Here is a 21,711-nt window from a genome sequence, read left to right as displayed (position 1 = left end):
CTATGCTGAAAATACTAAAGTATTTAAAACGAAAAGAATGGCTAATGATTTTATGTAGTGTCATCTTTATCGTTGCTCAAGTTTATTTAGATTTGGAATTACCCGAATACATGTCTAAAATTACTGAGCTTATTCAAATTCCAGGATCAAAAATGGAAGATATATTCAAAAATGGTGGATTTATGATGTTATGTGCTTTAGGTAGTTTACTAGCATCTTTTGTAACAGTGTTTTTTGTTTCAAAAGTAGCAGCAGGGCTATCACGCACAGTAAGAAAAGAAGTATTTACAAAAGTTGAAGGATTTTCAATGGAAGAAATCAATCATTTTTCTACTGCAAGTTTGATTACTCGTTCTTCAAATGATGTAACACAAATACAAATGGCTATGTCGCTAGGATTGCAAGTATTGATCAAAGCACCTATTATGGCTGTTTGGGCCATTACAAAAATAATGGATAAATCTTGGGAGTGGACTCTTTCAACAGCTGGTGCAGTAGGAGTATTATTACTTATCATCAGTATCATAGTAATATTCGCTTTACCTAAGTTTAAAATTATTCAAAATTTAACGGATAATCTTAACCGGGTTACTCGCGAAAACTTAACTGGATTACGTGTGATTCGTGCATACAATGCAGAAGCTTTTGAAGAAGAAAAATTTGGAGAAGCTAATAATAAATTAACAAAAACAAACTTATTTATTACTAGAATTATGGCCATTATGGGGCCTGGGATGTCATTGATCATGAGCGGATTAAGTTTAGCTATTTATTGGATAGGTGCATACTTAATCAATGATGTTCAACTAGTGAATCAATCAAGTGCTCTAGAACGTATCAGTTTATTTAGTGATATGGTTGTATTCTCTTCATATGCTGTTCAAGTTGTTATGTCATTCATGATGTTAACGATTGTATTCATTATTGTACCGCGTGCTGCAGTATCAGCTGGACGTATTTTAGAGGTCTTAAATACAAAAGAAACTATCAAAGATGGAAACTTAACACAATCTGATAGTGATCAAAAAGGAACAATCGTATTTGACAACGTAACCTTCCAATATCCAGATGCTACTGAGGCCATATTAGAAAATATTTCCTTTACAGCAAATAAAGGTGAAACGGTTGCTTTTATCGGTTCTACGGGTAGCGGAAAGAGTACACTCGTTAACTTAGTACCCCGCTTCTTTGACGTAACAAGTGGAGCAATCAAAATCAATGGCCATGATATTAAAGAATATACGCAAAAACACTTGCATTCTCTAGTTGGTTTTGTTCCGCAAAAAGCGTTCTTATTTAGTGGGACGGTTCGTTCAAATGTGAGTTATGGAGATGCTGGTCATGAAGTTACAGATACTGACATGAAAAAAGCAATTGAAATAGCGCAAAGTAGTGATTTCGTTGAGAAAATGGAAGGCGGATATGATGCTTCTATTGCTCAATCAGGTAGCAATGTATCTGGTGGACAACGTCAACGTTTAGCCATTTCACGTGCTATTTCACGCAAACCAGAAATCTTAGTGTTTGATGATTCATTTTCAGCATTAGATTACAAAACTGACCGTATTTTACGTGCAGCACTAAATACAGAGTTAGCAGATACAACAAAATTAATTGTTGCTCAACGTATTGGTACGATTCGTGATGCAGATAAGATCATTGTTTTAGAAGAAGGAAAAATTGTTGGAATTGGTACACATCAAGAATTGATGCAAACATGCGAAGTCTATCAAGACATTGCTTATTCTCAACTTTCTAAGGAGGAATTAGCAGGTGAGTAAAAAAACAGCAACTCCAGCAAGAGGACTTAAGGGACCTATGGCAGGAGGAAAACCAGATAATTTCAAAGAATCTATCGGTAAATTAGCCAATTATTGTAAAACATATATGTGGTATATTATCATCGCATTTATTTTTGCTATTATCGGTACAGTATTCAATTTAGTGGGTCCTGATCGTCTTAGTGAAATTACAGATGTGATCACTGAAGGTATCACAGGTGAAATCGATTTAGAAAAAATTAAAAATATTGCTTTGTTATTAGTTACATTGTACATTCTTGGAGTTGTTTTATCTTATTTCCAAGGTTTTATTATGGCAACTGTAACTCAAAATGTAACCAAAAAATTGCGTACAGACATTTCATCAAAGATTAATCGTCTGCCATTACGTTATTTTGACAGTAATAATCATGGAGATATTTTAAGCCGTGTAACAAATGATGTCGATACGATCGGTCAAACATTAAACCAAAGTTTAGGTCAATTAGTGACGGCTATCAGCTTGTTTGTTGGTTCATTGATCATGATGTTTTATACAAATGTACCTATGGCTATTGCTGCTATTTTATCAACTGTTCTAGGTTTTGCGTTAATGCTCACGATTATTAAACAATCTCAAAAATTCTTTAGCCAACAACAAAAAAGTTTAGGAGAACTAAATGGTCATGTAGAAGAAATCTATACTGGACATAATATTGTAAAAGCTTTTAATGGTGAAGAATCTGCTATTAAAGAATTTAATGAAATCAATGATACATTATTCGATAGTGCATGGAAATCGCAATATATTTCTGGTCTAATGATGCCTTTAATGAATTTCATTGGGAACTTTGGATATGTAGTTGTGTGTGTAGTAGGAGCTTATTTAGCGTTTAATGACCACATTACTTTTGGTGTGATTGTTGCCTTTATGATGTATATCCGTTTCTTTACGCAACCTCTTTCTCAGATCGCACAAGCTTTTACAAGTTTACAATCAGCTGCAGCTGCTAGTGAACGTGTTTTTAACTTCTTAGAAGAAGAAGAATTAGAAGTTGAAACAGGAAAACCAACTTCATTAGGTACGGTCAAAGGAAATGTAACATTTGATCACGTTAAGTTTGGTTACAATCCTGATCGCTTAATTATTAATGACTTTTCTCTAGAAGCTAAAGCAGGGCAAAAAATTGCAATCGTAGGTCCTACAGGTGCTGGTAAAACGACATTAGTAAACTTATTGATGCGTTTTTACGAAGTGAATAGTGGAGAAATCTACATTGACGGAACACCGATTTCTAGTGTGACACGTGGAGCTTTACATGAACAATTCTGTATGGTATTGCAAGATACATGGTTATTTGAAGGAACAGTAAGAGAAAATATCGTCTACAGCAAACAAGGAGTAAGCGATGAAGCAGTTATCAATGCTTGTAAAGCAGTCGGTGTTCATCACTTTATTCAAACCTTGCCGCACGGTTACGATACGATTTTAGATGATACAACAAGTTTGTCAGCTGGACAAAAACAATTAATGACGATCGCTCGTGCTATGGTAGCAGACGCACCATTATTGATTTTGGATGAAGCAACAAGCTCAGTTGATACACGTACTGAAATCATTATTCAAAATGCGATGGATCACTTGATGAATGGAAGAACTTCATTTGTTATTGCACATCGTCTATCTACAATCAAAAATGCAGATTTAATTATTGTGATGAAAGACGGAGATGTAGTAGAAAGCGGAAACCATGAAGTGTTATTGGAACAAAATGGTTTTTATGCTGATCTTTACAACAGTCAATTCGACCAAGAAGAAGAATAAAACACAAAAAAGCCGTTCAAGAAAAATTTCTTGAACGGCTCTTTTTTTGCTTCTTTATTAAGTTAGTTATTTTTAACCTTTACGTCTTCCAACGATAAGAGAAAAAATAAAGATTAAAATAATTGCTCCAATTAATGCTGGAATAATTGCGAAACCACCAATTATTGGACCAAAGTCGCTCAATAATGAACTACCAATCCATGAACCGATAAACCCAACGATAATGTTTCCGATAATACCTCCTGGTACATCTTTACCAACTATCATACCAGCGATAGCTCCTAAAATTCCACCTACAATTAATGACCAAATAAATCCCATGTTCTTGTCCTCCTTCAAAAAATGTTTTTCTTTATTACACTTATTAGTATAGTCACATTCTGTACACATATCAAATGATATGCACTTCACACAAATATGCATGTAGAAAAACACGAGGAACAAAAAAGTAATAGCTGTTACTTTTTGTTCCTCGTGCTTTAATTTTTAGCTTTTATCTGTAGTAAGTTCCAACAATTTATCTCGTAAAGAGGTTTCCATAACAGAAAGTTCACGTTCTGCTTCTTTTCGTTTAACACGACCGTCTTGTTGAATTTGCAGTGTCTCTTGTAAGGTCTCAATCAAATCATTTTGTGTTTGTTGTAACGTCTCAATATCAATGATACCACGTTCGTTTTCTTTTGCAGTTTCAATAGAAGAAATTTTCAGCATCTCGGAGTTCTTTTTCATCAAATCATTCGTCGTCTCAGATACTTGTCGTTGAGCAGTAACTGCATCTTTTTGACGAAGAAGAGTAAGAGCAATCGCAATTTGGTTTTTCCATAGAGGAATAGCCATATTGATAGAAGATTGAATTTTTTCTGCTAACGCTTGATTGGTATTTTGAATCAAACGAATTTGAGGAGCTTGTTGGATTGTCATTTGACGCGCTAACTTCAAATCATGTGTCCGTTTTTCTAATCGATCTAAAAATTGATTTAAATCATTAACTGTTTGTACATCCATTTGGTTAGTGCTTGTTTCAGCTTTTTTAACAGCTTCTGGAATAAGAGTGTTAAGTAATTCGTCAATTTTCAATTCCCCAGCAGCAATATAAATATTTAAGGCATCAAAATAATCTTTATTCTTTGTGTAAAGTTGTTCTAGCATTAAATTATCATTTAATAGACCAGCTTTTTCTTTATCTAATTTCACGGAAATTTTATCAATTTGAGCACCAATTTTTTGGTATTTAGCTGTCATTTCATAAATCGACTTTTTTACACGACCAAAGATTTTTTTGAATACATTGCTGTCTTCAGCTCGTAAATCTTCTGGATTAGCTTCATTCAAGCGATACATTAAATCATTTAAGGTATCGCCAATTTCTCCCGTATCTTGGTTTTGAACGTGGTTCAACATAGAATGCGAAAATTCTCCAAGTTTTTGTTGAGCAGCTGATCCATACATCATGACGGATTGAGCGTTTGTTACATCAATTTGTTCCGCTAGTGAACGAGCTTGCTCTTGACGTTCTTTAGGTAAACTATCAATTAAACGAGGTACTTGCTCTGTTTGAACCATTTCTTTTTCAATTTGTTCTTGCTTTTGTAATACAGGAGCATTTGTCGATACATCTCCAAATGGATTAGCTAATAAACTTTCTAATTCAGAATCAACTTCTTTAACTGTAGAAGGTTGATTTAGTGCTTCTTTCTCTTTGTCCATCTTACCATCTCCTTAAAGATTATAATTCTTCTGACTCAATTGATTGTGTATGTCCATTATCGCGTTCAATAGCTTTCTTTGCAAGTTCTACCTCTATGGCCATATCTTCAAAATCATCAGATTTGAAAAGAACATAATCTTCCGCAATCAATTGGCACATTTCATCAATTGTAGAGGCACTTTCGTCAAGAATATCAAATGTTGATTTATTTTTTACTTCATGTTGGCTGATTTCTAAATATTTATCTGTCAAATCTGTTAAAGAAGGAAGATGAACGTATAAAAATTTATCTACTTCATGCAAACGATTCGGTTCTTCAGTGATGCCTTTAAATAAAGACTTAGCTAATTTGATGGTATTGTTGCGTTTTTCAATTGCTTCAAGTTTTGAGACACTGTGGAGGTTTTTTTCTAAGCTTAACAATTTTAGTTTGGCAGTATGCATGGTTTCTCTAAAAAATTGAATTTCTTCTTTAGACATTCCTTTAGATTTGTAAAAAGCTTCCTTTTCAGGGGATAAACGATTTAGTTTTTTTGAAGACTTAGAATCCTCATTGACGGATTGCTTATAAATAAAGAACGCTCCTATAGCCATACTGATAACCAATGACAAGAATAAATCAAAATCGAACAGAACGTAAACAACAACGAAAATTAAAATGGTTGATAAACTGGTCAAGGTGTAATAAAAAATGTCCCCTAAATTTTTGATGTTTTTATTCATACTATTCACTCCATTAGTTTATTTTTTGTTTTTTTAAGTTTTATTTTCTTATTCTTATTTTAGCATAAATAGTTGTAAAACTCCTATCGGACCTAAGGACGATTTCTTGCTACAACTAATGCAGTGGGAAGGATCACGAAAGATCATTAGATTCATAGTAAATTGGAAGATGAGTGAGGATAAATAGCTATTAGCTTTAGACTTAATTGAAAAAAAAGCGTGAGGAAGGTATGATAAGACATAGAAAAGCTTATAAGGAGGAATGTTAAGTGGAATTTGAAGAAAAGACACTGTCCAGTCAAAGTATCTATAAAGGAAATTTAATTGACTTTGCAGTAGAGACTGTTCAATTGCCTAATGGAAAAACAGCTAAAAGAGAATTGGTCAAACATCCAGGTGCAGTAGCTATTATGGCTATTACGGATGATGAGAAAATGATATTTGTCAAACAATACCGAAAAGCTGTTGATCAAGTATTACTGGAAATACCTGCTGGGAAAATTGATTCCACAGATAAAAGCCCTTTAGAAACTGGTAAAAGAGAACTTGAGGAAGAAACAGGTTTAAGTGCTGAGATATTCGAATTGGAAACGTCATTCTTTACGTCACCAGGTTTTGCCAATGAACTAATTTATATTTATACAGCTCGTGAATTGACACAAGTTGAAACACCACGCGCACAAGATGAAGATGAATTTATTGAATTAGTCTATTTAACTTTTGATGAAGCTTGGGATGCTTACGAAAAACACTTGATTTACGATGCTAAAACAGTATATGCTCTTATTGCTTGGAAATTAAAAAAAGCAGCTGAGTAATAGAAAGGATGATTTTTGTTAGATGAATCCAAAAACGAGAGCAGAAATCAAAAAAGAAAATCAACTAAAAGAAAAAGAAAGAAAAAAAAGAGATAAAGAACGAGAACGAGTTGAACGTGAGTACCAAAAGCAAATGGAAAAAGAAGGTGTCGTGACCAAAAGTCGTAAAAGTGAAAATGAAAAAATTCGCGATAGAGGACGTAAGCTAGACAGAATCATTCTTGTAGTGGCGGCATTATTGATTATTGTTTTAGCTATTGTATGGTTTTGGTAAAGAAGTAATCATTTAGACTAGAGAGGAAATAAATAATGAGAATTGGAATTATTGGTGCAATGCAAGAGGAAGTAGCTGTATTAAAAACGAATATGAAAGACAAAAAAGAATGGACAGAGGCGAATGCCTCATTCACATCTGGGATGATAGAACAGACTGAAGTGGTTTTAGTGCAATCTGGAATTGGAAAAGTTAATTCTGCAATTGCTGCAACTTTATTATTCGCTAAACATGAAGTTGATGCTATTGTGAATACAGGTTCTGCAGGAGGGATTGGAGCAGGTCTAGCCGTAGGAGATGTTGTTATTTCAACAGAACTTGCTTACCATGACGTGGATGCTACTGTATTCGATTACGTCATCGGACAAGTTCCTCAAATGCCTGCTCGGTACCCAGCAGATCAAACTCTTGTAAAGCAAACCGTTGAGGCAGCTGAAAAAGTTGGGTTAAAAGCAAAACAGGGATTAATTCTTACAAGTGATTCTTTTGTAGCGGATAAAAAAATTGTGGATCAGATCAAACTACATTTTCCAGAAGCTCTGGCTTCTGAGATGGAAGGGGCAGCGATTGCTCAAGTTTGCTACCAATTCAATAAACCATTCGTTATTGTAAGAGCTATGTCAGATGTAGCTGACGAAGAAGCGGGTATAAGTTTTGATGAATTTATTATTGAAGCAGGTAAAAAATCTGGTGAAATGGTAATAGAATTAATCAAAAATTTAGCTTAAATCAAAAAAACGAAGAATCATGAGTTTGACGCTCATCATTTTTCGTTTTTTTTTTGAGCTATAAAATAATCATTAAGTGGTGATTGTTTTATAGGCGATTTCTGTATAAACCTCATAACCAAACTGATGATACAATTTTTTAGCAATTTCATTATTAGGCCAATAATGGAGTTCAATCTGGGGAATACCCTGTTCTTTTGCAAAGTTATCTGCAAATGCCAAAAGTTCTTTACCTAAACCATTTCCTTGGTAGGTAGGCATAATTAGAATATGGTGTAAATAAAGCCTGGTGTATCCATAACGATAAACTGTTTCAGGAACAACTTCTTCTTCCAACCAAAGATATGCAGCAATTTGTTCAGGTTCTTTTTGATCATCTACCCAAAGAAAAACCTGTTGTTTTGGATTTTTAAATAATTCCTGAAAATAGTAAACTAATTCTTTTTCATTGTAAGGTTTAAAAAAATCAGGATACATTTCTCTATGTTTGTCTTGCATCACATAGCCTAATTCTGCTAGTAGTTTTGCGTCTCTTGTTTCTATTATTTTCATTTAAAAGTCCTCACTTACATTCATTCTTTTTACTTTACATTAACAGTTTATCACGAGTAGTGAAAAAATAAAAAGGTTCTTTGCTAAATTATTAATCAAATAGAAAGAATGCGGTTGCTATAAAAATGCAAAAAAATTAAAATAAGAGAGTAGAAGAAGCAGGAAAAAAATAAAAATAGTTAGAATGAATTTAGTAGATAAATAAGCAGGAAAGAGGTTAGTTGTGGTGGATATTCTAGAGACGGAGCGGTTAGTACTTATACCCTATGAGTTATCATTTATTGAGGCTACACTAATTGGAGACGACAGATTAAGTGAGTTATCTGGCTATAGCGTGGCAAAAGAATGGCCAGGAGTAGAATTTTTCTTTTATTTACCTTATGTACTAGAATCAGTAAAAGAAGACCCAAATAAAGCAAAATGGACACACCTCATAATACTGAAAGCTGAAAATAAAATCATTGGAGAAGTAAGTGCACAAGGAAACCCTGAAATAACTGGTGAAGCGGAGTTAGGATATGGAATAGTAGAGGCCTATGCAGGAAATGGCTATGCTACGGAAGGTGCACAAGCTTTTTTAGATTGGCTTGTCTCTGAAAAAATCAAAACGATAAGAGCTAAAACTTATTTGTACCATAAAAAGTCACAACATATTTTACAAAAATTAGGATTTATTAAAACGGGTGAAGGTCTTTTTGTAGGAGATGAGCGAGTAGCCTATTTTGAATGGAAACCAAAGCAATTGACATACAATGAAAATAGACTAAACAAAAAAGCTAAATAGTTTAGCTTTTTTGTTTAGTCTATTAAGAAAAAAATTTTTTGAAAAAAGAAGGCTTTTCATTATCTTTTTCCTGATTAGGTAGTGAAGTAGGGTATTTAACTGCTACATCAACCACTTCTTCATTGACGGCATGTGCTGACACATAGATAAGACCAAATGGACTATGTTGAGCCCCTTCATCAGAGACAATACGAAACGAGCAGTCTGTGTCTTGGCTTATTTTTATATAAGGACTCAATTTACTCATGTCAATTTGACCATTTAATAGTAGTTGTTGCTGGGGATGAAGTCGGATTTCTTTTTTTAATGCATCAAGATACTCATTGGACATGAGTTGTTCAATAGTCATAGATAAATAAACACGTTCTCTTAAACTACCAAAATATTTATTTCTTTCATCGGGGTTTGTTTTTTTATTTCCATAAATGCCTTTTGATAAATAGTCTTGAGTTTCTCTGTCAGCCATGTGTAAGCCCCCTTCTTTTAGTGGAAATGAGATAAAGCTTATCCTTATAAATAAGCTTATATTAAAAATTAGTATAGCATGAACAATTGAGAATGAAAACTTTTATCAATTTGCTCATTTTCACACAAAAACAATCAAAAACGATTGCTTTTTTTAAAGATAATCTATAAAATCAGCATTAGAAATATATTTTTTTCACTGTAAGATTGCCTCAGGCAGTGAATTTACTATTAACTTGGGCACTCATCAGTTGTTGCAGGCTTATCATGAAACCATTCACGTTTTGGGTTAGTGAATGATGTTTTTGGATTTAAGTCTAGTGAGGTTACAATCGAACCTCCAATACATAGACAATCTATTTCGCCTGAATGTGTAGTTAATGAAAACCCGGATTTATTATTTGTTATCAATCGTACTTCAACGATTGGTGGAGATAAAGCAACTAATAATTTAGTATCTAATGAGTTGATCCAAAAAACTAAGTCCTTTAAAAATGATAAAATCGTTTATTTAACACCAGATATTTAGTATTTATTTGGTGGAGGAATTAAAGCTACTCAGCTAATGAACGAAGAAATTTCAATGGTTATCCAATAAAAAATAGTAGGATATCGGGAGTGAATGGATGAATAATAACACCTTTACAAAAGAAGACTTTGACGTATTTAAAATAGAAGGTTTAGAACAAAGAATGACAGCTATTCGAAATCAATTACAACCAAAATTTCGCGCATTAGGTCAAGACTTTGCTAAAGAAATAGCTGTTGAATTGAATCAAGAGATTCTTCCAGTTCATATTGCACAACACTTAAGAAGAACTAAAAATGCACCAAAAGATACTTGGTTGGCAATAGGAGGAGATAAAAGAGGGTACAAAAAATATCCGCATTTCCAACTAGGATTGTATGAGACACATCTGTTTATTTGGCTGGCTTTTATTGATAACCCTTTGCATGAAGAAAAGATGGCCTTACAAATAATCGAAGATCCATTATTACTATTTAAGATTCCTGATGACTATGTTGTTTCATGGGATCATACAAAAGAAACCGTCATACCCCTAACTGAAGCAGATTTGTTGAATGGATTGATACGTTGGCAAACGGTGAAAAAAGGCGAGTTTTTAATCGGGAGACAACTATTAGCAGAGGATCCGATTTTAAAGGATCCAAAAGCCATGCAAGAATATATACTCAATACATTTATACAACTCGTTCCTTTATATAAACAAGCTTACAGTGTATATGACTTGCAAGAGCCTGCAAATTCGTATGCAACTTAATAAAAAATTCCTTACGAATATTCGTAAGGAATTTTTTATTAAGCAAACACAATATGCCATTCATCGCGTTTTGCTAAAAAATCTTTTGCTAATTTTTGAGCACCTTCTAAGGTATGGTGAGCTGCCCATCCACATTGAGTTTCGTTGCTTGCGGGAACTTCTGTTGCCACTAAAACATCTTCCATAGTTTTTTGTAAAACTTCTAAAATCTCGTCATAGTTTTCATGATTGATGACAGTTAGATAAAAGCCGGTTTGGCATCCCATAGGTCCAAAATCAATAATATAATCAGCATGATTACGAATCAATTCAGCTGTTAAATGTTCTAATGAATGAACACTCATCATGTCCATATGTTCTTTATTAGGTTGAGAGAAGCGGACATCGTATTTCAAAATTTTATCGCCATTCAATCCCATCTTTTTATCTGCTAATCTAACATAAGGTGCTTTAACTTTAGTATGATCTAAGTTGAAACTTTCTACATTCATTTTACTTGTCATAAATGAAACACTCCTAATTCTTTTAAACATATTTAAGTCCTTATGGTTTAGTGTACCATTTTTATTACAAGACTAAAAATAGTTATTTTTAGTTATAGTAGAAAAAAACGCTGAGTGTAAAAATCTCAGCGTTCGTCATCCTTATCTTCTTCTTTTTTTTCATTGAATTTACGGACAATAAACTCATAATGTATTAGTGCATTAAAATCATCTTGATAATGGATGACTATTTTTGATTTGTTGCTTTTTAATTTGACAGCAGGACCAGTAACTTCGATTACTGTATTATTAGACACAGTATACACTCCTTCTTAGTAAAAACAATTTAGTATAAAATGATAATAGTGGATAAATATATAAGGGCAAAAACAACTAACTAACTTATTAATTAACAAAGCTTACCACAAAAAAGTGTAGATGAAAATACACTTGAACTACTTTTTTTGTTTTCTCATCAAATTCATATAAACGCCCGTAAATACCTATTGGAAACGGTTGTTAACTAAAAAAATAAACAGGTTTTTCTCTTTAAAAATGCCTGTAATAGGGAGTGGAATAGGAAAAAAGGACTTCTAACTTTAGAAGTTAGAAAATTAGAGTTGTTACAGAATAAGCCGTTTTAGCTATGCGAATAATGGAAGAGAAAAAACCCACAAACAATGAAAATGTTTGTGGGTTTAAAATGATTCTTTGTATTACAATCGGATTAACGAGAGAAGTACAATGAATCGTTTTGCAAAGCTTGCACTGTAAGTCTGTTTAAGGTGTTTTATAAAAACTTCCCCAAGAGTTTCCCCAGCTTATAAACTTTGAAAGTTAAACAATTAGTTTGGAAATTAGCTTATTTTTATTAAATTAAATAAAGAAGGTTGCAGACATGCTGGAAACACAAGCATTGCGAAACAAGATCATTATTCATCCATATGGATTTTTATGTTTAGTTAAGTATAATAATACCAATTTATATACACGAAAAGCCACTTCTTAATTGAGGCGGCTTTTTTTTGGGGTTTATTTTGATTTATTTTTAGAATTTTGACTATCCACACCTGCACCAACTGCAACACCAAGAGCAATACCTATAGCGATTCCAATAGCCAAATTATCAAACACTAGCCCTAAAGCAGCTCCAAACGCAAGACCCAAAGACATACCTAAAGCAAGATAAGATGTTTTGTCCGTCTTCTTTTCATCATTTTTCTGTTTACTATCTTTATTATTTAAGTCTCCCATAAGTAACTTCCTCCTTATGATTTAATTTTATCATATAAGGTAAGAGAGTCTATTAATCTAGTCTATAAGATAAAACTTTTTATCCAATGTTAGGATTTACAGGTCCCGTCGATTCTTCAATCCGAGTTAAAGATAACTTAATTAATTCTATATCGCCTTTAGAAGATGTAGAAGTTTCCTCAATTACATCTAGTTTTTCTGCAATATAATCAAGCTTATCATAAATTTTTTCTAATATTTTTAATGCTTTATCGTCCATACCCAACACTCCTTTATAATTTTATCTATATTGTAACCCTTATCATTTAAAAAATATATAGTTGCGTTAAAACATAACTTTATTATGTAGTAAAAGTCTATTCTTATAGTCTTAAATCTAACCAATACTCACAGGTTGCATTTTACTTCTCATAAATAAATAAGAGCTTTTTTGTGGGAAATATTTACTTATAAAGTAGTAAAAAAACCTATCTCTTAATTGAGGTAGAGTTATTTTTTTTGCGTTAAAACATAGTTTTCTTAAATGACAGTCGTCTTCCTTTATAACCCCAGAGTTCCCCAGATAAACTATTTATTACGAGTTATTCCACGTTTTGGATAAAAAAAGAAAAAACCCACAAACGTTTGTATATAAACGTTTGTGGGTTTTTAAAAGTGTTTTTCGCATTACTCAAGAATTAACGAGAGTAGTATTCAACGATGATTGTTTCGTCGATTTCAGAAGATAATTCGTCTCTTAATGGAAGACGGTTGTATGAACCTTCTAATTTTTCAACATCGAAAGTTACGTAATCAGGACGGCCAAATAATGATTCAGCAGCCGATTTAATAATTTCCATGTTTTTAGATTTTTCACGAACAGTGATAACTTGTCCAACTGAAACGCTGTATGATGGAATATCAACGCGTTTGCCATCAACAAGGATGTGGCCATGGTTTACTAATTGACGTGCTTGACGACGAGTAGTAGCTAAACCTAAACGGTAAACAACATTATCTAAACGTTGTTCTAAAAGGATCATGAAATTTTCACCATGTTTACCTTCTTTAATTTTACCAGCTTTTAAGAATAAGTTACTAAATTGACGTTCGTTCATACCAAACATGTGACGCAATTTTTGTTTTTCTTGTAATTGAAGACCGTATTCTGTTAATTTTTTACGGCTGTTCGGACCATGAGGACCTGGAGCGTAAGGACGGCGTTCGATTTCTTTACCTGTGCCAGAAAGTGAAATGCCTAGACGACGAGAAACTTTCCAACTTGGACCTGTATAACGTGACATAATGTAATTCCTCCAATAAATGTTTTTTTGGAGTAAAATAATAAGTTGAAGTTCAGTATTTCGTGCAGTCCATTTTTCAATCTTCACCTTTGCAGCCGTAGGTTACGCAATTGCACCATTACTGGCAATGAACTGTTGACGTGAATACCACTCTCACGCTGCATTATTTTACACAAACGCAATTATACGCTATAAATCATTAGTAAGTCAAGTCATTCTATTATATAATTGAGGGATCTAAAAGAATTTGGACGAATTCTTCTAAATAGTTTTGGTCAATTTCGTCAAAGCGATTAGTAATTGGAGCATCAATATCTAGCACACCAATGATACGGCCATCTTTTATCAGGGGAACAACGATTTCAGATTGGCTCGCTGCATCACAAGCAATGTGACCTGGGAATTGATTAACATCTTCTACAAAGATACTTTCTTTCTTTGCATAAGCCGATCCGCAGACACCTTTACCATTTTGGATTCTGATACAAGCTACTCTACCTTGGAAAGGTCCTAAAACAAGTTCATCTGAATTGGAATCATATAAATAAAAACCAGCCCAATTAATAGTAGGCAAATTTTCAAATAATAAAGCTGCTGCATTGCTCAAGTTAGCTATAAAATTAGGTTCGTCACCAATAACGGCACTAAGTTGTTTGTTGGTTAACGAGTAAGTAGATTCTTTTGTCATATGAACACTCCTTTAAATGCGATTAAAACTAACCTAAGTAAATAATAATATTTTCTTAGATTGAGGTGTGAGAATATTTCCTTCTATGCTATAATATACAATAGGAGTTTTTATAAGTAAATACTTATTGAAAATCGAACCCAATGAAACATTTCTACATAGATAAAAGAGTCATCTTTTGTATACGTAAAAGAAATTAGCAGTAATTCAATCGGAGGTTTTAGAATGAAACTAGAAACTGTTTTAATTGTTATAGTCGTATTAGCTATTATAGCTTACGTAACAAGTTACATTATGAAAAAGAAGCATTACCAAACAATTAATAAGTTAGAACAACAAAAATTTGAATTAATGGATATACCAATTGCTGATATTATTCACAATGTTAAAACGTTATCTTTAACTGGGCAAACAAAGAAAAGTTTTGAACAATGGAAAGACAGATGGAAACAAATTGAAATGACGGCCTTTCCAGATATAGAAAATCTTCTATTTGATGCTGAACAAGCGACTGATCGTTTACAACTAATCAAAGCTAGTAAAGCCGAAACTAAAGCCGGTGAATTGATCAAGAGCACTAATGAGAAAACAAAAGAGATTCAATTAGCTTTAAATGAATTATTAAAGAGTGAAGAAAAAAATAATCAAGCTATTAAAAAAGTTCAAGAAATGTATCAAGGTATACGAAAAAAATTGTTAACACAAAGTTTTTCTTTTGGGTTAGCACTTGATAAGCTAGAAAAACAACTGACATTTTTGGAATTGAGCTTTGCTGATTTTTCTGAGTTAACGTCTTCTGGAGATCATATTGAAGCGGAAGAAGTATTGGGGAAAGTGAGTCAAGAAACCAAAGAATTGAATGATGCAGTTACGATTATTCCAAGTTTAGTGAAAGAAATCAGTCATGAATTTCCAGCACAAATTCAAGAATTAAAAGAAGGGTATCATGAACTAAAAGATGTGCAAAAATTTATCTTTTTAGAAGATACCATGACAACGGATATTGCTGAAGTTGAAAAAGATATCAAACAAGTTGAGAAACTTCTTGAACAGTGTGAAATCGAAGAGGTTCAAAAGTTGGATGTTATCATTCAAGAAAAAATTAATCACTTATATGACATAATGGAAGCTGAAATAAATGCGAAACAACTAGTAGCAAAAGAACAACCCGTTTTAGCTGAATTTATTGCATTCGTAAACAAACGAAATAAACAATTATTGATTGAGATCGATCGTGTATCACAAAGTTATAAACTTGAAGATACAATTTTTGAACAAATAAAAGAGATCCAAGAACAAATCGATGAGAGTCAACAAAATTTTGAAACATTCACTAATGGTATGGAAAAAAACCAGGCTGTTTATACAGTTGTAGCAGAGAGTTTCGCTGAAGACGGTGAAAAATTAACTCGAATTGAGGAAAAACAAGAAGCGTTGATCACTCAATTGACGGACTTGCGTAAGGAAGAAACCGAAGTTAAAGAAAAAATTGACGATTTTGAGTTTAATATGCGAGGAATCAAGCGGTATATTGAAAAGCAACATTTACCAGGTCTGCCTGAAGAATATTTAGATTTGTTTTTTGTTACGACAGAACGCATTGAAAAATTAGCCAAAGAATTAAATAAGTTGAAGATTGATATGACTGAAATCAAAAAAATGTGTGACATGTGTGAAGATGATGTTGAACTACTGATTGATAAAACTGAAGAAATTGTGGATAGTGCATTATTGACTGAATATATGATGCAGTATGCTAATCGTTACCGCAATGATCATCCTGAAATAGGAGAGGTTATTTTAGAAAGTAACACTTTGTTCAATAAGGAGTTTCAATACAAAGAGTCGCTTGAAGTGATCTCAACTGCATTAGAAATCGTAGAACCGGGATCATTCAAAAAAGTCGAATCTCAATATTATGAAGAAAAAAGTAGAAATGCTAAATAATACCCAATAATTTAAATTAACGGCAACGGATGAAACAGAGCAGTGAGATAAGCTGCTCTGTTTCATTTTGTGAAAAAAGAGATGCCTTGTATTCAAAAGAGTTTTTGTTATAATAAGTAAGTAATTTTTTAGTACGGAACAACCTAAAAAGAAAGTGTGACGATCCAATGATCTATTTTGATAATAGTGCAACAACTAGTATTGACAAAAGCGTATTACAAACATTTGAAAAAGTAAGCCAGAGCATAAGCGGCAATCCTTCTAGTCTACACCAATTGGGTGATTATGCAGATGGGCTGCTTCAACAATCTAGAAAACAAATAGCTGATTTACTGCATGTTATGCCAGAAGAAATTTATTTTACAAGTGGTGGAACAGAAGGCGATAACTGGGCTATAAAAGGGACAGCCATTGAAAAACGACAATTTGGAAAACACATAATCACTACTGCTGTCGAACATCCTGCTGTTAAAGAATCTGTAGAGCAGTTAAAAATGTTAGGATTTGATGTAACGATTTTACCAGTTGATTCCAGTGGGAAAATTTCAGTTTCTGATTTGAAAGAGGCGTTGAGGCCTGATACGATACTTGTTTCGGTCATGGCAGTAAATAATGAAGTTGGCAGTATCCAACCATTAACAGAAATTGAAGAAATTTTAAAAGACTATCCGACTGTTCACTTTCATGTAGATGCTGTTCAGGCAATTGGAAAAATCCCTTTCTCGTTAGGGAACAGTTCAAGGATCGATTTAGCAACTTTTTCTGCTCATAAATTTCATGGTCCCAAAGGTATAGGATTTATGTATATAAAAAAAGGCAAGAAGATAGCTCCGATTCTAAGTGGCGGAGGACAAGAATCTGGCAAACGTAGTGGAACGGAAAATGTAGCAGGTGTAGCTGCTATGGCAAAAGCTTTGCGTTTGGTATTGGAAAAAGAAAAAGAGAAACAAAAGAATCAAAAAGAAATAAAAAATTACCTTATGGAACAGTTAGAGGGTTATAAAAAAGTTTCAGTGTTCTCCCAAAAAGAAGGCGCTCCGCATATCTTATGTTTTGCTTTAAAAGGGATAAGAGGTGAAGTAATGGTGCATGCTTTCGAGAAAAAAGACATTTACATTTCAACAACAAGTGCCTGTTCTAGTCGCAAGGGTACGACATCCAGTACTTTAGTAGCAATGAATGTTCCAGAAAAGATCGCTACTAGCGCAATACGGGTGAGTTTAACAGATACTAATACATTAGAAGAAGCAAAAGTCTTTATGAAAGAATTTGATTTCTTGTATCAACAATTTAAAGATATAAAATAAATCTAGATTGACAGAGAGGAAGTAAGCAACACATGCAATACGATGAAGTAATGATACGCTATGGTGAACTGTCAACAAAAGGTAAAAACAAACGGATTTTTATCAGTCAATTGGCTCAAAATGTTAAATTTGCTTTAAGCGATTTTGAAGAGCTGAAAGTACATGGCGAACGTGACCGCATGCATTTAGAATTAAATGGTGCCGATAGCGATGCTGTATTGGAAAGATTACGTTCTATTTTTGGAATTCAAACGTATTCTCCAGTTAGACGTTTGGAAAGAGATATTGAACTTGTAAAAAAAGTTGCAGTAGAAATGATAAAAGAACTTTATTCAGAAGGAAAAACATTTAAAATTGCTACTAGACGTTCAGATCATGATTATGAGTTAGATACGAATGATATGAATCAATTGCTTGGGGCAGAGATCTTTAGCCAAATCGAAGGCATAAAAGTTCATATGAAAAAGCCTGATATTACCTTACGCGTGGAAATTCGTAAAGAAGGATTCTTTCTTTCTAGCAAGACGATTTTGGGGGCAGGTGGTTTGCCAGTAGGCTCAAGTGGGAAAGGTATGTTGATGTTATCTGGAGGAATCGATTCACCAGTAGCTGGCTATTTGACTATGAAACGCGGCGTAACTGTTGAAGCTGTTCATTTCCACAGCCCGCCATATACTAGTCCGCGTGCTCTTCAAAAAGCGAAAGATCTAGCTGCTAAATTAGCTGCTTTTTCAGGCAGTGTTCAATTTATCGAAGTACCTTTTACTGAAATCCAAGAAGAAATAAAGAAAATTGTTCCAGAAGGCTATTTAATGACGGTTACACGTCGGTTGATGATGAGATTGACTGATCGTATACGTGAAGAACGAAAAGGTTTAGCGATCATCAATGGAGAATCATTAGGGCAAGTAGCTTCACAAACATTGCACAGCATGATAGCTATTAATGATGTAACAGCAACGCCTATTATTCGACCAGTTGTTTCAATGGATAAAAATGAAATTATTGAGATTGCTCAAAAAATTGATACATTTGAATTATCTATTCAACCATTTGAAGACTGCTGTACCATTTTTGCTCCACCAGCACCTAAAACACAACCTAAGTTGGAAAAAGCTCGTGAATACGAAAGCCGACTTGATGTTGAGGGATTAATAGAAAGAGCCATGAATGGTTTAGTAATTACTAAAATCACAGTGGGAGATACGTTAGAAGCACAGCAAAAAGCTGACTTTTCAAGTTTGTTATAAAAGTGTTTGTACTTTGAAAAGACTAATACACAACTTGTGGTTAGTCTTTTTTTCTATAAAAGCATATAAAAGACAGGAGGATGTAAAGTGAAGTTATGGAAAAAAGGTATTTTTTTTACAATGGAAAGAGAAAACGACACAGTTTCAGCCGTTATAACTGATGGGGAATTTATTGTAGCTACGGGCGAAGAAGAAGAATTGAGAAACCAATATCATTTAGAAATAACCGAGGAAATTGATTTAAAAGGGGAGATAGTATTTCCAGGTTTTGTAGATAGTCATTTACATTTATTATGGTATGGACAAAGTCTTGCTCGGTTAAATTTAAATCAAGCAAAAAGTAAGCAAGAAAGTTTGCGTAAGATACGAGAAAAAATTAACCAACTATCACCTGAAGAATGGTTGTTTGTTGAAGGATACAATGAAAATGAATGGCAAGATGATTCGACACCTATTACAAAAACAGAGTTGGACACTCTTACGACACAACACCCCTTGTTGGTTCGTCGAATTGATTATCATAATGTAGTCATTAATACTGCATTGATCGACAAAATTGGTCTTAAAGATGGACAAATTTATGATGGTGGTGGAGAGATACAATTAGATCTTGATGGAAATCTAACAGGAATTTTAAAAGATGAAGCGACAAATTTAGCTATAAATGCTTTTCCGGCTGCTACATCCGAAGAGCAAGAAAAGTATTTAGAATTAGCTATTGAGGATTTGTGGTCAAAAGGAGTAACTGGCGGACATTCTGAAGATTTGCATTACTTTAATGGTTTTGAAGGAACATTGCAGACGTACCACGATGTAATTGAAGGAAAAGAGATGCTCTTTCGTGTTCATTTATTGATTCATCATGAAGAACTCCATGCGTATAATCGTTCTAATGGAATCTTTTTAGATGGCAATCCTTATATCGAATTAGGCGCAATGAAAATCTTTTATGATGGAACAGTTGGTTCGCAAACAGCATTGATGAGTCAACCTTATGCCGGAACAAATCATTACGGCCTTCAAGTTCAAAAGGATGAGGTTTTTTTAAACTTAATAAAAGCAGCTCGTAAAGCGAAGTTGCCAGTAGCTATTCATATATTAGGAGATAGAGCTTTCGGAAAAGTAATTGAAACACTCAATGAATACCCTCCATTACCGGGTCAACTTGACCGTATGATTCACACTCCATGGCTAAATGAAGAATTACTAAAGAAAGCTAAAAGTTTACCATTAGTTTTTGACCTACAGCCTCAATTTATGAGTAGTGACTTGCCTTGGGCATTAGATGTTTTAGGCGAGAACCATCCGCCTTTGGTATTTGCTTGGAAGAGTATAAAGGAATCCGGTTTTCCGGTTGCAGGCGGCAGTGATGCGCCAGTTGAAATCCCAAACCCTTTTTATGGCATCCATGCAGCTGTTACTAGGACTGTGAGAGAAGGTAAAACAGCTGAACGTTATTTTCCTGAAGAAGAACTTTCTGTATATGAAGCAATTTCTTTGTACACCACTGGAAGTGCAATTGCTGGCTACAAAGAAGATTCTAGAGGAAAAATAAAACCTGGCTATATAAGTGATTTTACTATTCTAAAACAAAATCCTTTTAAAGTGAAACCAGAATATTTAAGTAAAGTGGAAGTTTCAAAAACAGTGATTAATGGAAAAATTGTTTACCAAAAAAAATAAAGTAGGCTTTAAAATTGAATACAAAGAAAAAGAAGATGAAGTTCAAATACGTATCTTCTTTTTTTGTTCAATATAATTGTGATTAATATCACAATTATATTGAGTTAAGGATAAAAAGATGATATGATAATAAAGAAATTAAAGCTTGGGAGGCAGAAATGTGGAGATGAATACGAAGATACATCAAATTCCGAATGCAACAGCACAAAGATTACCCATTTATTACCGTTCATTAAAAAAGTTAAATGAATCTGGTGTAGAGCGTGTTAAATCAAAAGAATTAAGCCAGATGACACAGATTCCTTCTGCAACGATCCGACGTGATTTTTCTCATTTTGGTGAATTAGGCAGAAGTGGATACGGCTATGAAGTTACTTATGTAACGGAAGTTTTTCGTGAGTTATTAAATGTGAATAATATCATTAACGTTGTACTTGTTGGAGCAGGAAACCTTGGGAAAGCGATATTAAGAAATAATTTTAAAAAAGAAAAAAATATCACCATCAAAGGTGCTTTTGATATTGAGTCAAGTTATTTTGGAAAGGAAATTTCAGGAGTGCCAATTTTGCCTATGGAACAGATGAAGAATTTTATTATAAAAGAACAAATTCGTACAGCCATTTGTGCCGTACCTAGTGAAGTGTCTCAAAAAGTAGTGGAACAATTAATTGATGCAGGTATCACTTCTATTTTAAACTTTGCCCCAGGTAGAATAAGAGTGCCGGATAATATTCAAATGAAGTATATTGATTTTTCTAGCGAAATTTTTACTATGGTTTATCAAAATGAAGCTCTTTATCCAGCCAGTTTAGGTGAAGAAGAGTAGGATTACAGGTAAAAAAAGTAAGCTAGCGTAATTTGCCGGGGCATTTGTTTTGTGCTGGAATGTTGCTTTAA

23 protein-coding genes are annotated in these 21,711 nt (G+C 33.5%); 12 read left to right on the top strand and 11 right to left on the bottom strand.

Going from position 1 to position 21,711, the window contains the following annotated elements; all coding sequences use genetic code 11:
- Positions 1-2: 2 nt before the first annotated feature.
- Both NST49_RS10850 and NST49_RS10845 read left to right on the top strand, forming a co-directional pair.
- Positions 3-1,781: an ABC transporter ATP-binding protein gene (locus NST49_RS10850; RefSeq protein ID WP_301425825.1), complete on the top strand. Its 1,779-nt coding sequence runs from the start codon at positions 3-5 to the stop codon at positions 1,779-1,781.
- A 37-nt stretch (positions 1,782-1,818) separates the two neighbouring features.
- The gene (locus NST49_RS10845) at positions 1,819-3,585 is read left to right on the top strand and encodes an ABC transporter ATP-binding protein (protein WP_034538566.1); all 1,767 of its coding nucleotides are present in this window, start codon (positions 1,819-1,821) and stop codon (positions 3,583-3,585) included.
- Positions 3,586-3,657: 72 nt separating this feature from the next.
- Here NST49_RS10845 and NST49_RS10840 read toward each other — a convergent pair whose 3' ends face one another.
- From NST49_RS10840 to NST49_RS10830, 3 genes are all read right to left on the bottom strand, one after another.
- On the bottom strand, positions 3,658-3,906 hold the full coding sequence (locus NST49_RS10840; RefSeq protein WP_007724863.1) for a GlsB/YeaQ/YmgE family stress response membrane protein: 249 nt from the start codon (positions 3,904-3,906) through the stop codon (positions 3,658-3,660).
- 165 nt (positions 3,907-4,071) lie between these two features.
- On the bottom strand, positions 4,072-5,292 hold the full coding sequence (locus NST49_RS10835) for a toxic anion resistance protein (RefSeq protein WP_023177412.1): 1,221 nt from the start codon (positions 5,290-5,292) through the stop codon (positions 4,072-4,074).
- Between the two features lie 19 nt (positions 5,293-5,311).
- Positions 5,312-6,016 (bottom strand): 5-bromo-4-chloroindolyl phosphate hydrolysis family protein, encoded by a 705-nt coding sequence (locus NST49_RS10830; RefSeq protein WP_052326507.1) that lies wholly within the window; start codon positions 6,014-6,016, stop codon positions 5,312-5,314.
- A gap of 269 nt (positions 6,017-6,285) precedes the next feature.
- Here NST49_RS10830 and NST49_RS10825 point away from each other — a divergent pair, with 269 nt between their 5' ends.
- The 3 genes from NST49_RS10825 to NST49_RS10815 are packed head-to-tail and all read left to right on the top strand — an operon-like array spanning position 6,286 to position 7,836.
- Positions 6,286-6,834: an NUDIX hydrolase gene (locus tag NST49_RS10825; RefSeq protein WP_034536422.1), complete on the top strand. Its 549-nt coding sequence runs from the start codon at positions 6,286-6,288 to the stop codon at positions 6,832-6,834.
- Between the two features lie 22 nt (positions 6,835-6,856).
- A complete protein-coding gene (macP, locus tag NST49_RS10820; protein WP_023177419.1) occupies positions 6,857-7,108 on the top strand; it encodes a cell wall synthase accessory phosphoprotein MacP in 252 nt (83 codons plus the stop codon).
- 35 nt (positions 7,109-7,143) lie between these two features.
- Positions 7,144-7,836: a 5'-methylthioadenosine/adenosylhomocysteine nucleosidase gene (locus NST49_RS10815; protein WP_034536423.1), complete on the top strand. Its 693-nt coding sequence runs from the start codon at positions 7,144-7,146 to the stop codon at positions 7,834-7,836.
- Positions 7,837-7,908: 72 nt separating this feature from the next.
- Here the strand turns inward: NST49_RS10815 and NST49_RS10810 are convergent, their stop codons facing one another.
- On the bottom strand, positions 7,909-8,388 hold the full coding sequence (locus tag NST49_RS10810) for a GNAT family N-acetyltransferase (protein WP_023177423.1): 480 nt from the start codon (positions 8,386-8,388) through the stop codon (positions 7,909-7,911).
- A 223-nt stretch (positions 8,389-8,611) separates the two neighbouring features.
- On the opposite strand from NST49_RS10810, the gene NST49_RS10805 reads away from it, so the two are divergent.
- Positions 8,612-9,172, top strand: a complete 561-nt coding sequence (locus tag NST49_RS10805) for a GNAT family N-acetyltransferase (RefSeq protein WP_341048522.1) — start codon at positions 8,612-8,614, stop codon at positions 9,170-9,172.
- A 22-nt stretch (positions 9,173-9,194) separates the two neighbouring features.
- On the opposite strand, the gene NST49_RS10800 is transcribed toward NST49_RS10805, so the two are convergent.
- Positions 9,195-9,638, bottom strand: coding sequence for a YueI family protein (locus tag NST49_RS10800; protein ID WP_251166147.1), 444 nt, complete (start codon positions 9,636-9,638; stop codon positions 9,195-9,197).
- Between the two features lie 625 nt (positions 9,639-10,263).
- Between NST49_RS10800 and NST49_RS10795 the strand changes: the two genes are divergently transcribed.
- Positions 10,264-10,920 carry a YktB family protein gene (locus NST49_RS10795; RefSeq protein ID WP_341048520.1) on the top strand — a complete coding sequence of 219 codons (657 nt, stop codon included), beginning with the start codon at positions 10,264-10,266 and terminating at the stop codon, positions 10,918-10,920.
- 38 nt (positions 10,921-10,958) lie between these two features.
- On the opposite strand, the gene NST49_RS10790 is transcribed toward NST49_RS10795, so the two are convergent.
- The 6 genes from NST49_RS10790 to NST49_RS10765 form a co-directional block, all read right to left on the bottom strand.
- Complete coding sequence (locus tag NST49_RS10790; RefSeq protein ID WP_023177430.1) at positions 10,959-11,423, bottom strand: S-ribosylhomocysteine lyase; 465 nt, start codon at positions 11,421-11,423, stop codon at positions 10,959-10,961.
- Positions 11,424-11,548: 125 nt separating this feature from the next.
- The gene (locus NST49_RS10785) at positions 11,549-11,719 is read right to left on the bottom strand and encodes a hypothetical protein (protein WP_156098836.1); all 171 of its coding nucleotides are present in this window, start codon (positions 11,717-11,719) and stop codon (positions 11,549-11,551) included.
- A gap of 715 nt (positions 11,720-12,434) precedes the next feature.
- Positions 12,435-12,656 (bottom strand): glycine zipper family protein, encoded by a 222-nt coding sequence (locus tag NST49_RS10780; RefSeq protein ID WP_023177434.1) that lies wholly within the window; start codon positions 12,654-12,656, stop codon positions 12,435-12,437.
- A gap of 79 nt (positions 12,657-12,735) precedes the next feature.
- Complete coding sequence (locus tag NST49_RS10775) at positions 12,736-12,915, bottom strand: hypothetical protein (protein ID WP_023177436.1); 180 nt, start codon at positions 12,913-12,915, stop codon at positions 12,736-12,738.
- Positions 12,916-13,333: 418 nt separating this feature from the next.
- On the bottom strand, positions 13,334-13,939 hold the full coding sequence (rpsD, locus tag NST49_RS10770; RefSeq protein ID WP_023177437.1) for a 30S ribosomal protein S4: 606 nt from the start codon (positions 13,937-13,939) through the stop codon (positions 13,334-13,336).
- 220 nt (positions 13,940-14,159) lie between these two features.
- Positions 14,160-14,627 carry a GAF domain-containing protein gene (locus NST49_RS10765; RefSeq protein WP_023177439.1) on the bottom strand — a complete coding sequence of 156 codons (468 nt, stop codon included), beginning with the start codon at positions 14,625-14,627 and terminating at the stop codon, positions 14,160-14,162.
- Between the two features lie 225 nt (positions 14,628-14,852).
- Between NST49_RS10765 and NST49_RS10760 the strand changes: the two genes are divergently transcribed.
- From NST49_RS10760 to NST49_RS10740, 5 genes are all read left to right on the top strand, one after another.
- Entirely contained in the window at positions 14,853-16,574 is a 1,722-nt protein-coding gene (locus tag NST49_RS10760; protein WP_341048513.1) for a septation ring formation regulator EzrA, read from the top strand.
- 167 nt (positions 16,575-16,741) lie between these two features.
- Entirely contained in the window at positions 16,742-17,881 is a 1,140-nt protein-coding gene (locus tag NST49_RS10755; RefSeq protein WP_023177442.1) for a cysteine desulfurase family protein, read from the top strand.
- 32 nt (positions 17,882-17,913) lie between these two features.
- A complete protein-coding gene (thiI, locus tag NST49_RS10750; protein ID WP_034536428.1) occupies positions 17,914-19,131 on the top strand; it encodes a tRNA uracil 4-sulfurtransferase ThiI in 1,218 nt (405 codons plus the stop codon).
- 87 nt (positions 19,132-19,218) lie between these two features.
- On the top strand, positions 19,219-20,814 hold the full coding sequence (locus NST49_RS10745) for an amidohydrolase (RefSeq protein WP_341048510.1): 1,596 nt from the start codon (positions 19,219-19,221) through the stop codon (positions 20,812-20,814).
- 166 nt (positions 20,815-20,980) lie between these two features.
- On the top strand, positions 20,981-21,640 hold the full coding sequence (locus NST49_RS10740) for a redox-sensing transcriptional repressor Rex (RefSeq protein ID WP_043945596.1): 660 nt from the start codon (positions 20,981-20,983) through the stop codon (positions 21,638-21,640).
- Positions 21,641-21,711: the final 71 nt, after the last annotated feature.

The sequence above is a fragment of the Carnobacterium sp. FSL W8-0810 genome (assembly GCF_038007125.1).
Lineage (GTDB): Bacteria > Bacillota > Bacilli > Lactobacillales > Carnobacteriaceae > Carnobacterium_B > Carnobacterium_B inhibens.
This window is presented reverse-complemented; position numbering and strand designations above follow the sequence as displayed.

Coding starts and splice junctions, on each gene's coding strand:
- NST49_RS10850 (WP_301425825.1), top strand. CDS start 3: ATGCTGAAAATACTAAAGTATTTAAAACGAAAAGAATGGCTAATGATT.
- NST49_RS10845 (WP_034538566.1), top strand. CDS start 1,819: ATGGCAGGAGGAAAACCAGATAATTTCAAAGAATCTATCGGTAAATTA.
- NST49_RS10840 (WP_007724863.1), bottom strand. CDS start 3,906: ATGGGATTTATTTGGTCATTAATTGTAGGTGGAATTTTAGGAGCTATC.
- NST49_RS10835 (WP_023177412.1), bottom strand. CDS start 5,292: ATGGACAAAGAGAAAGAAGCACTAAATCAACCTTCTACAGTTAAAGAA.
- NST49_RS10830 (WP_052326507.1), bottom strand. CDS start 6,016: ATGAATAAAAACATCAAAAATTTAGGGGACATTTTTTATTACACCTTG.
- macP (WP_023177419.1), top strand. CDS start 6,857: ATGAATCCAAAAACGAGAGCAGAAATCAAAAAAGAAAATCAACTAAAA.
- NST49_RS10815 (WP_034536423.1), top strand. CDS start 7,144: ATGAGAATTGGAATTATTGGTGCAATGCAAGAGGAAGTAGCTGTATTA.
- NST49_RS10810 (WP_023177423.1), bottom strand. CDS start 8,388: ATGAAAATAATAGAAACAAGAGACGCAAAACTACTAGCAGAATTAGGC.
- NST49_RS10800 (WP_251166147.1), bottom strand. CDS start 9,638: ATGGCTGACAGAGAAACTCAAGACTATTTATCAAAAGGCATTTATGGA.
- NST49_RS10795 (WP_341048520.1), top strand. CDS start 10,264: ATGAATAATAACACCTTTACAAAAGAAGACTTTGACGTATTTAAAATA.
- NST49_RS10790 (WP_023177430.1), bottom strand. CDS start 11,423: ATGACAAGTAAAATGAATGTAGAAAGTTTCAACTTAGATCATACTAAA.
- NST49_RS10780 (WP_023177434.1), bottom strand. CDS start 12,656: ATGGGAGACTTAAATAATAAAGATAGTAAACAGAAAAATGATGAAAAG.
- NST49_RS10775 (WP_023177436.1), bottom strand. CDS start 12,915: ATGGACGATAAAGCATTAAAAATATTAGAAAAAATTTATGATAAGCTT.
- rpsD (WP_023177437.1), bottom strand. CDS start 13,939: ATGTCACGTTATACAGGTCCAAGTTGGAAAGTTTCTCGTCGTCTAGGC.
- NST49_RS10765 (WP_023177439.1), bottom strand. CDS start 14,627: ATGACAAAAGAATCTACTTACTCGTTAACCAACAAACAACTTAGTGCC.
- NST49_RS10760 (WP_341048513.1), top strand. CDS start 14,853: ATGAAACTAGAAACTGTTTTAATTGTTATAGTCGTATTAGCTATTATA.
- NST49_RS10755 (WP_023177442.1), top strand. CDS start 16,742: ATGATCTATTTTGATAATAGTGCAACAACTAGTATTGACAAAAGCGTA.
- thiI (WP_034536428.1), top strand. CDS start 17,914: ATGCAATACGATGAAGTAATGATACGCTATGGTGAACTGTCAACAAAA.
- NST49_RS10740 (WP_043945596.1), top strand. CDS start 20,981: ATGAATACGAAGATACATCAAATTCCGAATGCAACAGCACAAAGATTA.